Genomic DNA, 13,201 nt, shown 5'->3' with positions numbered 1-13,201 from the left:
AAAAATCTGAGAGATTATGAAAAAACTGAGAAGTTTTTGAGAAAAAGAGAAGACAATTACATGTTTTACCTAAGAACGGTGGGTCAGCAACGATATAACAACGGATTATATTGCGATGGAATGAGGTGGCGGGTCAAGCTCAACGATTTGTCATTGCAGCGAAGCAATCCCCTCAACTAGACTACTACTCGTCATAAGATTGCTTCGTCGTGCCTCCCTGCAATTACATCCAAAAATCAAATCGCACTTTATCAGACACCGAGAACAGAGTTTTGTGATTATGTTGAAAGCCGCAATCCCGAACTCGGCAACTGCCAACAAGCACAATACTCAGGCAGGCCAAACATAGCTCAGTCAATTCAATTTAAAATTCAAAAACAAATCAATCAGAAATAGAGACAGTAAGAGAAGGAACTAGAGAATTAGCCTAATACGATCAAACAACCAGAACCGATGCCCCTTTATAAGCACTTCCCTGTACCACTCCCTTCGCTTCAAGACGCTTATCGATATAACTCTGGATCTGGGACTTCTTCATTCCCCAGTTTGGAGCGATAAGCAAATCAAAATCAGCAAGGCCAAATAGCCTTTGCAGCACAATATCCGGTCTTAATAAAGGAATGAACTCGGCAATAAAGTCGGTATATTCATCAATAGTGAATACTTTAAAAGGATCACGGGCATATCTTGAACCCATAATAGAGCCCTTAACTATATGAAGATGATGTAGTTTAACGAATTTGATTTGCGGGTATCTGTTGATCTCATCTGCATAACGCAGCATCATTTCATGGGTTTCCCATGGGAAGCCAAAAATAGTATGAACACAAATATCAACCTTGGTATTTTCTGCTAATTGAATTGCATTCAGGAATTCCTGGTGGGTACATCCCCTGTTGATCTGCAGAAGGGTATCATCATAGATCGATTCCATCCCCATTTCAAGGTCAACATCAAATCTATCGGCATAACTTTCAAGCAATGCCAGCTTCTCAAAATCGATACAATCGGGGCGGGTTCCTACCGATAATCCTACAATACTCTCTGTATTAATACTCAAAGCCTCATCATAAAGCATTTTGAGATAATGTGTTGGAGCATAAGTATTGGTATTAGGCTGAAAATAGATAATGAACTTTTCGGCTCTGTAATTTTTATAGGCCCTTTCCATGCCCTGCTCGATCTGTTCGCGAATGGTTGGAAGCTTCCGGGAAAGCTCGGGAGTGAAAGAATCTACGTTACAATAGGTACATCCCCCGTAACCTTTGCTCCCATCACGGTTTGGGCAGGTAAATCCGGCATCAGCAATAATCTTATATACGCGCTGCCCATCGTACTTATTTTTAAGATAAGCGCCATAATGATTATAATTCTTGTATCCGTAATCTAAAGGTGTTCCCAAAACTTTATTTTTGCAAAGATACAAAATTCAATCTTACCCTTAAACTCAGGCTATGCTCCGGATATATTATAAAAAAGATAAACGATTGGCGAAAGAAAGCGACATCAGTTTATTACGCGCAATCCCGCTTAACGATATGGTATGGGTAGATCTGCAAAACTCTACCGTTGAGGAAAAAGTAACGATCGAAACTTATTTTGATATAAAATACTCTTCAGTTGAAGAATCTTCAGAGATTGAAAGCTCTTCCCGCTTTAATGAACTCGACGATGAACTAATCATCAACTCCAATTTTCTATCTCCCAAACTGCAGGAATTTGATTATTGCCCGGTATCTATCATCCTGGAAAAGGGAATACTATTTACCTACCGGGATGACGATTTGAAAACCTTCGGAGAATCTGTCAAAAAGATCAAATCCAATCCTGGATCATTTACAAACGGCTATCATATTTTGCTCACAATACTTGAAACAGGAATCGAACAGGATGCAGACATCATTGAAGGCCTCGCGAAAGACATTGCCGACCTGAATAAGAAATTAACGCTGAATAGAAAACGTTCTGACGAGGAGATCCTTTTAAAGATTGCTTCATTTCAGAACTACAATATATTAATGCGCGAAAACATAGTGGACAAGCAGCGCCTTGTATCCTCATTAATGAAGAGCAGTCTCTTTCCTGAAGAATATATGCCTGTCCTAAGAATCATGATCAAGGATATTGGCTCACTGATTGAGCACAATAAATTCGCTTTTGAAAGATTGGAATACCTTCAGGACACCTTTATGGGTCTGGTGAATATTGAACAGAACCGCATTATTAAAATTTTCACTGTAGCGACTGTTGCCTTTATGCCTCCGACATTGATTGCCAGTGTTTATGGCATGAATTTTAAATTCATGCCGGAACTGGGATGGGATTATGGCTACCTTTTTGCCATTGCACTTATGGTATTATCATCGGTAATTACCCTGATCTTTTTCAAAAAGAAAAACTGGTTGTAACCAAAGTCATTTTTTACCAGATTTCTTATTCGTACCTTGTATACAGGGCGAAATGCAAATGCTTGCAATAGCCTTGTAAAAACAGGAGGTTATTATGAAAACACCAGTAAGAAACAAATCCAATGAAAACCAACAGGGCAGTTCAAAAGGAAACCAATCGATCCATGCCAAAAAGGAAGCACTGAAATCAAGAGGTATTTCAAACAGCGGAGGCCAGATGTCTTATCAAACAGACAACAAACAGGCCACCGTGAATAAAGGAAATGAAAACTCTATGGTTCAGGGTAAAACCAAAGCACCAAAAATGCCAAGTAAACACAGCCCAAAGAAGGGTTAAAATGATTTATTTGGGCAGAAGGAAAAAGGTTCTGCTTCTATTTGGTTTAAAGGATTTTGAAAGTATAAAGGAAGGCTTTCATATTTAAACATCACAATTTGAATGACCCGGAAAGGGTCAAATGTTTATAGCAATTGGTTGATACGGGAATTCCGACCCCGAAGGTGGTCGCATGTATCGGAATTCCACATACGACCCCTTCAGGGTCGTAAAACTAGATTTTTGGTATTTCTATAAACGTGCGACCACCTTCGGGGTCGGTTAGACGCCTCAACGTACAAGATTAAATTGGTGGGTAATTTAAATTTCATAAACCCAAATTCCCCCCTAAATCTCTCATCAATCCAATTATTCTTACCTTTATACCCCAATCAGGAACAAAAATGACCGAAGTCTACAAACCTAAAAATAAGATCCGTTTTGTTACAGCAGCTGCCCTGTTCGACGGGCATGATGCAACTATCAACATTATGCGGCGGATACTTCAGTCCTCAGGGGCGGAGGTAATCCATCTTGGTCATAACCGATCTGTACAGGAGGTTGTAAACTGTGCGATTCAGGAGGATGTTCAGGGCATTGCAATGACATCCTATCAGGGCGGACATACTGAGTATTTAAAATATATGTATGATCTGCTGCAGGAATCCGGCGCAGGGCATATCAAAATATTTGCGGGCGGTGGCGGCGTAATCCTGCCGACTGAAATTAAAGAACTTAAAGAATACGGCATCACTCAGATCTATTCACCTGATGATGGCCGGAAAATGGGACTTCAGGGAATGATCAATGATATGCTCCAGGCATGTGATTTTCAAACCCATACCAGCCTGACGAATGAGCTGAAGGGCATTCAGCAAAAGAATGTAAATGCTATAGCTTCCGCGATTACACTGGCAGAAAACCATCCTGAGCAGACAGAGAACTTCCTGAAGGAACTTGAAAAATTAAATGCGGATAAAAAAGTACCGGTTATCGGAATAACCGGAACCGGAGGGGCTGGAAAATCATCACTGATTGATGAACTTGTGCGCCGTTTTCTGGTCGAAACTGATAAAAGCATTGCGATTATCTCAGTTGATCCTTCAAAACGCAAAACTGGCGGTGCTTTATTAGGCGACCGGATCCGGATGAACTCCATCAATAACCCAAGGGTTTACATGCGCTCCCTTGCGACAAGGCAGGCCAATTTGGCCCTCTCAAAATATGTTCAGGAGTCGATCGACATCTGTAAAGCAGCAGGATATGAACTGATCATTGTTGAAACTTCCGGTATCGGACAGTCGGATACTGAGATCACAGAACATTGTGATGTATCCTTATATGTGATGACTCCCGAGTTTGGGGCAGCAACCCAACTGGAAAAGATTGACATGCTCGACTTTGCGGATATCGTTGCGATCAATAAATTTGATAAACGGGGAGCACTGGATGCGATCAGGGATGTAAGAAAACAGTTTAAGCGTAATCATCAACTATTCGATTCTCCAGATGAAGAGCTCCCTGTAATCGGGACCATGGCTTCTCAATTCAATGATCCCGGGATGAATAAACTCTTCTCGGAATTGATGAAGGCCATATTAAGGAAGACCGGATATGATTTCCAGGCAAAAATGGAATTAATCGGAAAGCATAGTGAAAAGAGTTATATCATTCCGCCAGAACGAATCCGTTATCTTGCCGAAATTGTTGAAAGCAGTTCAGCTTATGCAGAATGGGTAAATACACAGAGTAAAATCGCTCAGCAGATGTTTCAGGTTAAGGGTGCAATTGCCCTCGCCATACAACACAGACCTGCTGAGGATAGCGCTGTCAAAACCTTAACTGATATATATAATAAACTTGAAGAAAGTCTTGATCCCGAATGCCGCAGATTATTACGTGAATGGCCTGATACGATAAAGAAATACAAGGCTGATGAATTCATTTACAAAGTCCGCGATAAAGAAATTAAACAATCCCTTTATTCAGAATCATTATCTAAACTAAGAATTCCAAAGATCTCCTTACCTAGATATGAAGCATGGGGCGACATCCTGCGCTGGTTACTGACCGAAAATGTTCCCGGAGAGTTTCCTTACGCTGCCGGAGTATTCCCTTTAAAACGTGAGGGTGAAGACCCGACACGTATGTTTGCAGGCGAAGGTGGTCCGGAGAGAACCAACAAGCGTTTTCATTACGTTTCGCTCGGACAGCCCGCACACCGACTTTCTACAGCTTTCGATTCGGTCACGCTTTACGGAGAAGATCCCGGGCTCCGTCCCGATATTTACGGTAAGATTGGGAATTCAGGAGTCAGCATCGCGACACTTGATGATGCAAAAAAACTGTACAGCGGATTTGATCTCTGCCATCCTTCTACATCGGTATCCATGACCATTAACGGTCCGGCACCAATGCTGCTTGGCTTTTTCATGAATGCCGCCATCGACCAGCAATGTGAGAAATATATCATTGAAAATGGGCGGCAGGCAGAAGTAAAGGCTAAAATTGATCAGATTTTCAAAGCAAAAGGCATTTCCCAGCCGGTTTATCAGGGCGAACTCCCTGAAGGAAACAATGGACTCGGCTTAATGCTTCTCGGACTTACAGGCGATCAGGTCTTAGAACCTGAAGTTTATAATAAGATAAAAGCCTATGCAATTTCGAGTGTAAGAGGTACTGTGCAGGCAGATATTTTAAAAGAAGACCAGGCACAAAACACCTGCATTTTTTCAACTGAATTCGCTCTGAGGATGATGGGTGATATACAGAAGTATTTCATCGACAAGCAGGTAAGAAACTTCTATTCGGTCTCTATTTCGGGATACCATATCGCTGAAGCAGGAGCCAATCCGATCTCCCAACTTGCCTTTACCCTGAGTAATGGCTTTACTTTCGTAGAGTATTACCTGAGCCGTGGGATGCATATCGATGAATTTGCGCCAAACCTGTCTTTCTTTTTCTCCAACGGAATTGATCCTGAATATTCAGTGATCGGACGTGTTGCAAGAATAATCTGGGCTAAAGCCATCAAGCATAAATACAAGGGCAATGACCGTTCACAAAAATTAAAATATCATATCCAGACCTCGGGGCGCTCCCTGCATGCTCAGGAAATTGATTTCAATGACATCAGAACAACTTTGCAGGCGCTTTACGCGATCTATGACAATTGCAATTCACTGCACACCAATGCCTATGATGAAGCGATCACTACTCCGACAGAAGAGTCGGTGCGCAGGGCAATGGCAATACAGCTTATTATTAACAGGGAATTGGGTCTCGCCAAAAATGAGAACCCTTTACAAGGCGCCTTCATTATTGAAGAACTGACCGAACTGGTTGAAGCAGCCGTTTTGGAGGAATTCAAGCGAATAAATGATCGCGGCGGAGTGTTGGGAGCCATGGAAACGATGTACCAGCGCAGCCGTATTCAGGAAGAATCACTTTATTATGAAACTCTGAAACACGACGGGACTTATCCTATTGTTGGGGTGAATACCTTCCTCAATAAAAACGGATCACCAACGATCATTCCATCAGAAGTTATCCGTGCTACTGAAGAAGAAAAGAAATTCCAGATCAGCGCTTTGGAAACCTTTCAGCAGAGAAATGAAGAAACTTCAGCTAAGCTTTTGAAAGAACTTCAGCAGAAAGCTGTTGCCGGAGAAAATATTTTTGAAAGCCTGATGGAGGTTTGTAAGGTTTGTTCCCTGGGGCAGATCTCACATGCTTTATATGAGGTTGGGGGGCAGTACAGGAGGAATATGTAAGAACCGTCATTTCGACTCGCGGAAACGGCCGTTGTAATCAATCAAATTGGTAACGCAGGGAGAAATCTCGTGATTAATGGAAGAATCTTCGAGTATGTGATTCCTCGTCCAACCCGTCCGGCCTTAGAGAGTCTTCTGGAATGACGGAGAAGACACCGTGATAAGTTGAAGCACTAGCACGAATTTGCAATTTGTAATTCACACTCATCCCTATTTAAGCCCACTCTATCCTGCCGGAATTTAATAATATTCCTGCATCGGTTATATCGGCGTGATAACTTAACCAAAACCGGAGATTCCCTTTCTATCGTTCTAAATAACTTTATTTGTATTTTTCTGCCTGCCTGTAATGCTATCTGCGCTTTATCAAAGGAGATTTTCTTCTTTTTGAGCTTTAGCGGTTGATCACTCATATGTTCTGCAATAGCGACATTCCAGGCGGATCGGAATCCAAGTAAAGCCGCTTTAATACTGTAAACCTGTTTCAAACTCTGATCTGAAATCACCACACGGGCAAAAGATACAGCATCTGCGAAACGTCTCCGCTCCTGTTTCTGCTTTTCTGAATAGATTACAGCACTTCTGTCAGGAAACCTCGAAACAACAGTCTTCCCCCCGCATTGTCTGAATAACAACTGCCGGTTGATACTTCCACTGAAGCCTTTAAACAATATGGAGGTTTGAATAGCCATTTTCTTAATTCCTTATTGAATATAAGAAAAAAATCGCTGTTTATCAAGAGTTTAACGTATAAATATGACAAGGAAAAGCTTAAAGATAGGCTTTAAGAAGGTCTTAGATTCGCTTAAGGTATAGACATTTTACGTTCAAATGCTATTAAAACGGGGTTTGGGATTGAAACCTGAAAGTTCATAGTCTAAGATCCTCCGAAATCTGTTTAAATCGGGTTCTGAAGATCAGTAATTTTAACAATAACACATTGATTAGATAAGCCTGATGATTAATTTTAGAACTTTGACCTCGAGATTACTTGTCATACCTGCCTGTCCGGCCAGACAGGCCTCATTCGGAATGACACCCCTATTTCCAAATCCTCCAAAATAATGTAAATTGGATCTCGAATACTTAATTTCAATCCAATTTCTACAAAATGAGCAATTCTCCCACCCGCTTCCTGTCACTTGATGTTTTCAGAGGCATGACCGTATGTTTTATGATTATTGTTAATACTCCTGGAAGCGGTGCTACTCCCTTTGCTCCGCTATTGCATGCTTCATGGCATGGTCTTACTGCGACAGATCTCGTTTTCCCGGCCTTTTTATTCGCAGTTGGTAATGCGATGAGTTTTACAAAAGGGAAACTGGAAAGCGACAGTCTGGTATTCCTCAAAATACTGAAGAGAACGGCATGGATCTTTATCCTGGGTTATCTGCTTTACTGGTTCCCATTTTTCAAGGCCAATGAAGCCGGCGAATTGATCTTAAAACCAATCAGCGAAACCCGCATTTTCGGGGTATTACAACGTATTGCATTGTGCTATTTCTTTGGAGCATTGATGATTCATTATCTCTCCGCGAAGAAGATCATTATTTTAAGCGTAATATTTCTTTTGGGCTACTGGGGGATTCTACTCGCATTTGGTGATTCTGCAGATCCATACAGTATGCTGGGAAATGCAGGTCATTATCTTGATAAATTTCTGTTTGGAGAAAGTCATCTATCCAAAGGCGAGGGCGTACCTTTTGAAGCCCAGGGGCTTCTGAGTACTATGCCCGCAATTGTATTAGTTATCATCGGCTATTTTGCAGGAAAATTCATTAAAGAAAATGGCAAAACCTATGAAACGATTGCCAAATTGCTATTGGCCGGAGCGGCTCTGATCTTTATTGCAATTTGCTGGGACAGCGTATTCCCGATCAATAAAAAACTCTGGACCGGTTCCTTTATCCTGCTGACCAGTGGACTTAATCTGGCAATCATTGCTGCATTATTGTATGTTGTCGAAATTAAGTCCATGAACAAGGGCAACTGGACTTACTTCTTTACTGTATTTGGCAAAAATCCGCTATTTATCTATTTACTGGCCGAGGTAGGCAGCAGAATTCTTAGTCTGATCACCGTGGCTGAAGATACAAGTCTTCGTAAAGCCATCAGCATCAATGTTTTTCAGGCAATAGCCCCCGGGCCAATCGGCTCCTTATTATTTGCGTTGACCTTCATGTTACTGTGCTGGACTGTTGGATTATGGATGGATAAGAAGCATATTTATATAAAAGTGTAAAATATGCAACGCTTCGTTTTGAATCCATTTTTTAAAAACTATATTTATTACATAAACCAAAACACATAATAATGAAATACCTAGTATTTATTTTTTCCTTCATTTTGATTTCAACTGCTGCAATTGCTCAGAAGTCAACAAAACTATTTAACGGCAAGGATCTTACCGGCTGGACTATTCATGGTACAGAGAAGTGGTATGTTGAAAAAGGCCATCTGATCTGTGAAAATGGGCCAAAAGAAGAATATGGCTATCTGTCTACAGACAAAAACTACAAGAATTTCATACTGGAATATGATTTTAAACTTGAAGCAAATGGTAATAGCGGTGTATTCGTCCGTTCCAGTATCGATGGCACCAAAATCAGCGGATGGCAGGTAGAAGTTGCTCCTCCCGGAAACGGAACAGGAGGCATTTACGAATCCTATGGAAGAGGCTGGTTAACAAAACCAACTAAAGAAGAAGAATCAGGGCTTAGTCCGGATGGCTGGAACCATGGAAAGATTCATGTAATGGGTGATGAAATAACTACCTGGTTAAATGGTAAACAAATCTCACATCTGAAAGATGAAAAATTTGGAGCAGGAAAAGGTTTTATTGCGCTTCAAATCCATTCTGGTGGTGACATCAAGGTTAGATGGAAAAACATTAAAATCAAAGAACTCTAGTTTTAAACTAGTTCACATAATTTATTCTAACAGTAAGCCTGCCCTAATAGCAGGCTTATTCAATCCCGGATAGACCGGGATAAAAACCCAAATTATATTCTAATGAACAACAATCAGGAATCTTCTCGTAGAGGTTTTATTAAAAAAATTGCAGCAACCACAGCTGCCGTTGCGGTTGGAAACAATGTACTTGCTGCAGCTCAGGAAAGTGAAACAGCACAGTTTATAATCCATAAAAGACAATACATTGGTGCAAACGATAATATCAATATTGCATTGATTGGGGCCGGGGGAATGGGGACGGGGGATACGATCACAGCATTAAAGGTACCCGGTGTAAAATTGGTAGCCGTATGTGATCTTTATGATGGTCGACTGAAAGCCGCAAAAGAACGTTGGGGTCAAGACATTTTCACCACAAGATCCTATAAGGAAATATTAAACCGCTCAGATATTGATGCAGTTATTGTTGCTACACCTGACCATTGGCATCAGCAGATCTCAATCGATGCAATGAGAGCGGGTAAACACGTTTACTGCGAGAAGCCAATGGTTCATGATATTACCGAAGGTCCTGCAGTGATCAAAGCTCAGAAAGAAACCGGAAAGGTATTTCAGGTAGGTAGTCAGGGTGTTTCTTCATTGGGAAATGAGAAAGCAAAAGAACTTCTGAAAGATGGAGCCATTGGTCAGCTTAACTTTGCTGAAGGTTTTTGGGCACGTCATTCACCGGGTGGTGCCTGGCAGTATCCAATTCCGGCTGATGCTTCAGCGGCTACAGTCGACTGGGATACTTTTGTAAGCAATACTACCAAACGCTCCTTTGATGCGATGCGTTTCTTCAGATGGAGAAATTACCGCGATTACGGAACCGGAATGTCGGGCGATCTGTTCGTCCATCTCTTCTCCAGTCTGCATTTTATAACAGATTCCTTCGGCCCGAATAAGATCTACTCATCCGGCGGATTAAGATACTGGAAAGATGGCCGTGAAGTTCCGGATGTGCTTCTGGGCATATTCGATTACCCGGACCAGGCTCAGGCTCATCCTGCATTTAATCTATCCTTAAGATGTAATTTTGCTGATGGAACCAGTGGAAATACAATATTAAAACTCGTAGGAAGTGAAGGTGCAATGGATATTGGCTGGGACAGTGTTACGTTAAGAAGGAATAAAAACTTTTCTTCCGATGATCCTTTTTTCATAGAAAAAATGAAGAATGCGGGTACTCCATTAAGCGACCGTAAACGAATCCTGCCGCAGGAAGAATATAGCTTTGCAGCAGAAAAAGGTTATATGGGTGGTCCGTACGATCATTTTGTAAATTTCTTTAATGCAATTAAAAACAATGGCAAAGTTGCCGAGGATGCGATTTTCGGATATCGTGCAGCAGCACCTGCATTGTTGTGTAACGACAGCTATAACAACGATACTGCAATCTTATGGAATCCTGAGAAGATGCAATTAGTTAAAAAGTAATTTCAACAACAATAAAAAAGCCCGACCTGTAAAATTGCATGTCGGGCTTTTCTATTGAATTAACATAAGCTGGATACAATTTTTTGCCGGCTACTATTAAAATTGATAGTTTTCTATTGTTTTTGGAAATCAGGGTCTGCACTTCTTCGGTTATGCCAGTCCCGTGTTCTGCCGTAGTTTTTGCCCATAAATTCTTTGGTAATATAAAATCAGACCGGGCAAAAATCTACAGCTGCCACCCGGGTTTATATAAAATGGCAAATGGTCCTTTTGCCGGGCTACCCGTCCCGATGAAAAACAGCACCGGGTAAGATAAACCTTGCCGGAGGAGGTAGCTTCCGGCTGGTCGTAATTTGAAATGGAATGCGATTTCTTGCCGGAACTACTCCGGAGGAAAGGGCTGCACTAGCCTATAAGACACAGGTATTGGTTTAAAAAATCAAATTATTTAACTCCAAAGCCCTATCTGAATATTTACAAACCTGTCTTTTAGCCTTCACTATATCTAACTCAGGTTAAATTAGTATCATTAACCTGCTATCCAGCTGAATTTATATTCAAGGGAAGGATTTTTCATTCTTTCGGCAACCCTCAACAGGCGGTCAGGTAAATTCATTACATAATCACGAGCCTTTTCACCAGCTTCATTCAGATCACGCACTTTTTCAATATGCCATTCATCAATCAGTTGTTTCATGATCTGAACATAGTCAACCGCGGTATAAACGCCCAAACGTTGTGCTGCATCTGTGAAATGTCCAAAAGTCTGACCCATTTGTAAACCTACTTCACGAAGGAAGTGAGCTGGCATGACAATTTTATTACGCATCATATCTTCAAAAGCAATCATTGCCTCACTTGGATCCACTTCAAAAATACGAAGCATAAAATCTTTATAGGCTTTTGCATGTCTGGCCTCATCAGAAGCAATTACACCACACATTTTCGATAATAAGGTATCGCCATCAGCCTTAGCCAATGATGCCACCCTTCTGTGTGAAATATTTGTAGCGAGTTCCTGAAAGCTGGTATAGATAAAATTACGGTAAGGGTCATGACCTGTACCAATATCAAATCCATCAGCAATCAGATATTGAGTTGAGATTTCCATCTGGCGCATATCCACACGGCCCGATAAATAAAGATATTTGTTCAGCAGATCTCCGTGACGGTTTTCTTCTGCAGTCCATAGTCTCACCCATTTCATCCAGCCATTTTGTTCATCTTTCGAAATACCGTCAACCATAGTCAACCAGGATTCATAGGTTGGGAGTGCTTCTTCAGTAATAGTATCACCGATCAAAACCGCTACCAAATCATAAGAAAGTGCTTCTGCATTTTCTTTCAAGTCTTTAATTTCTGAATAAAATGTATCGCGCGTTGAATCAGGCAGGAAGTCGGAAGGCTGCCAGTTTGTTTCGATAGGCTTGAGGTATTCATCCATCTTTTCAAGCATATACTTTTCGATGTGCACTAATACTTCTCGGCGTGATCCTATATTGATATTCATATGTATTTCTAAATTATTCAAATATACGTAAAAAGCATGAATCGGGCTCTTAATATTGAATTCAAAACATCTTTTAAATAGATATAAAGTGCTTTATAAGCAATAATTATTGTAAGTATAAATAAAAATAATCGTAGAGAAAATGAGATAGATCACACACCTGGCAGAAAAATCGCAATATTAATATGTATAAATAGGAATGTGATCCAAGAGAAGAAATAATGTACTCTGGGTGTGGTTAAATATAATTTCATTTGGTCGGTGTTGTCACCAATCAAGAGACATGAGTTGCTTATGGTAGGTAAAACCAATCCTAGGGAACATTGGATATGAGGGTGATTATGGTAAGGTGACAACACAGACTATGAGGGATGGTTGAGAAAATAAGATAGATTATACACACTAAAACGTTAATCAATAAGAGTAATAATTATTTTTTGAAAAGCAGGTTCCGTCTACTATCGGTTCCGCTATCCGGGCGGGCGCTATTTTTGCCGCAGAAAATAAGTGTTTAGATCCTATTTACTTTGCGGCAAAGCTGCCGCTGCGATCCCGTTTTCCTGAATTCGTCAGGATGACACTCACTTTTCTTAGTGTTTGCGTCTTTGGGAGTATAAGGTCGCAGCATTCGCCACGATGGCAATCAGTTTTATAACACAGGTGTGGCTTTCGATCTTTTAATAATTAGTATTACGAATGAGGTCGTGGCTTTCGCCACGATGACAATCAGTATTATATATTGAGGAGATTCCGGTTCGTTGACCGGAATCGGAAGGGCTATAAGTCTACCAGAAATTGATACTTT

The 13,201-nt window shown here is 40.9% G+C and carries 10 protein-coding genes; 7 read left to right on the top strand and 3 right to left on the bottom strand.

Translation table 11 applies throughout. The annotated features are described in order from the left end of the window. Nucleotides 1-180, top strand: a 180-nt coding sequence (locus VGE44_RS10650) for a hypothetical protein (protein WP_331078786.1), incomplete at its 5' end; no start/stop codon positions are given. A 256-nt stretch (nucleotides 181-436) separates the two neighbouring features. Here VGE44_RS10650 and VGE44_RS10645 read toward each other — a convergent pair. Beyond that, nucleotides 437-1,402 (bottom strand): TIGR01212 family radical SAM protein, encoded by a 966-nt coding sequence (locus VGE44_RS10645; protein WP_331078784.1) that lies wholly within the window; start codon nucleotides 1,400-1,402, stop codon nucleotides 437-439. Between the two features lie 52 nt (nucleotides 1,403-1,454). Between VGE44_RS10645 and corA the strand changes: the two genes are divergently transcribed. The 3 genes from corA to VGE44_RS10630 all read left to right on the top strand — a co-directional run bounded on the left by corA (nucleotide 1,455) and on the right by VGE44_RS10630 (nucleotide 6,497). After that, nucleotides 1,455-2,408, top strand: coding sequence for a magnesium/cobalt transporter CorA (gene corA / locus VGE44_RS10640; RefSeq protein ID WP_331078782.1), 954 nt, complete (start codon nucleotides 1,455-1,457; stop codon nucleotides 2,406-2,408). Nucleotides 2,409-2,502: 94 nt separating this feature from the next. Next, complete coding sequence (locus VGE44_RS10635; protein WP_331078780.1) at nucleotides 2,503-2,745, top strand: hypothetical protein; 243 nt, start codon at nucleotides 2,503-2,505, stop codon at nucleotides 2,743-2,745. Between the two features lie 383 nt (nucleotides 2,746-3,128). After that, nucleotides 3,129-6,497, top strand: a complete 3,369-nt coding sequence (locus VGE44_RS10630) for a methylmalonyl-CoA mutase family protein (RefSeq protein ID WP_331078778.1) — start codon at nucleotides 3,129-3,131, stop codon at nucleotides 6,495-6,497. 173 nt (nucleotides 6,498-6,670) lie between these two features. On the opposite strand, the gene VGE44_RS10625 is transcribed toward VGE44_RS10630, so the two are convergent. Further along, nucleotides 6,671-7,189, bottom strand: a complete 519-nt coding sequence (locus VGE44_RS10625; protein WP_331078776.1) for a hypothetical protein — start codon at nucleotides 7,187-7,189, stop codon at nucleotides 6,671-6,673. Nucleotides 7,190-7,608: 419 nt separating this feature from the next. Here VGE44_RS10625 and VGE44_RS10620 point away from each other — a divergent pair, with 419 nt between their 5' ends. The 3 genes from VGE44_RS10620 (at nucleotide 7,609) to VGE44_RS10610 (ending at nucleotide 10,886) form a co-directional block, all read left to right on the top strand. Beyond that, nucleotides 7,609-8,739, top strand: coding sequence for an acyltransferase family protein (locus VGE44_RS10620; RefSeq protein WP_331078774.1), 1,131 nt, complete (start codon nucleotides 7,609-7,611; stop codon nucleotides 8,737-8,739). A 71-nt stretch (nucleotides 8,740-8,810) separates the two neighbouring features. Continuing rightward, a complete protein-coding gene (locus VGE44_RS10615) occupies nucleotides 8,811-9,407 on the top strand; it encodes a DUF1080 domain-containing protein (protein WP_331078772.1) in 597 nt (198 codons plus the stop codon). A gap of 102 nt (nucleotides 9,408-9,509) precedes the next feature. Next, nucleotides 9,510-10,886 carry a Gfo/Idh/MocA family oxidoreductase gene (locus VGE44_RS10610; RefSeq protein ID WP_331078770.1) on the top strand — a complete coding sequence of 459 codons (1,377 nt, stop codon included), beginning with the start codon at nucleotides 9,510-9,512 and terminating at the stop codon, nucleotides 10,884-10,886. Nucleotides 10,887-11,415: 529 nt separating this feature from the next. On the opposite strand, the gene VGE44_RS10605 is transcribed toward VGE44_RS10610, so the two are convergent. Beyond that, nucleotides 11,416-12,396, bottom strand: coding sequence for an acyl-ACP desaturase (locus VGE44_RS10605; RefSeq protein ID WP_331078768.1), 981 nt, complete (start codon nucleotides 12,394-12,396; stop codon nucleotides 11,416-11,418). Nucleotides 12,397-13,201: the final 805 nt, after the last annotated feature.

This window comes from Daejeonella sp. (assembly GCF_036405355.1).
GTDB lineage: Bacteria > Bacteroidota > Bacteroidia > Sphingobacteriales > Sphingobacteriaceae > Daejeonella.
Note: the sequence above shows the minus strand (reverse complement) of the source record. Positions and strands in the feature narration are given on the sequence as shown.

Bases quoted from the DNA above. Each gene is read 5' to 3' on its own strand.
- VGE44_RS10635 (WP_331078780.1), top strand. From the start codon at position 2,503: ATGAAAACACCAGTAAGAAACAAATCCAATGAAAACCAACAGGGCAGT.
- VGE44_RS10620 (WP_331078774.1), top strand. From the start codon at position 7,609: ATGAGCAATTCTCCCACCCGCTTCCTGTCACTTGATGTTTTCAGAGGC.
- VGE44_RS10625 (WP_331078776.1), bottom strand. From the start codon at position 7,189: ATGGCTATTCAAACCTCCATATTGTTTAAAGGCTTCAGTGGAAGTATC.
- VGE44_RS10610 (WP_331078770.1), top strand. From the start codon at position 9,510: ATGAACAACAATCAGGAATCTTCTCGTAGAGGTTTTATTAAAAAAATT.
- corA (WP_331078782.1), top strand. From the start codon at position 1,455: ATGCTCCGGATATATTATAAAAAAGATAAACGATTGGCGAAAGAAAGC.
- VGE44_RS10615 (WP_331078772.1), top strand. From the start codon at position 8,811: ATGAAATACCTAGTATTTATTTTTTCCTTCATTTTGATTTCAACTGCT.
- VGE44_RS10605 (WP_331078768.1), bottom strand. From the start codon at position 12,396: ATGAATATCAATATAGGATCACGCCGAGAAGTATTAGTGCACATCGAA.
- VGE44_RS10630 (WP_331078778.1), top strand. From the start codon at position 3,129: ATGACCGAAGTCTACAAACCTAAAAATAAGATCCGTTTTGTTACAGCA.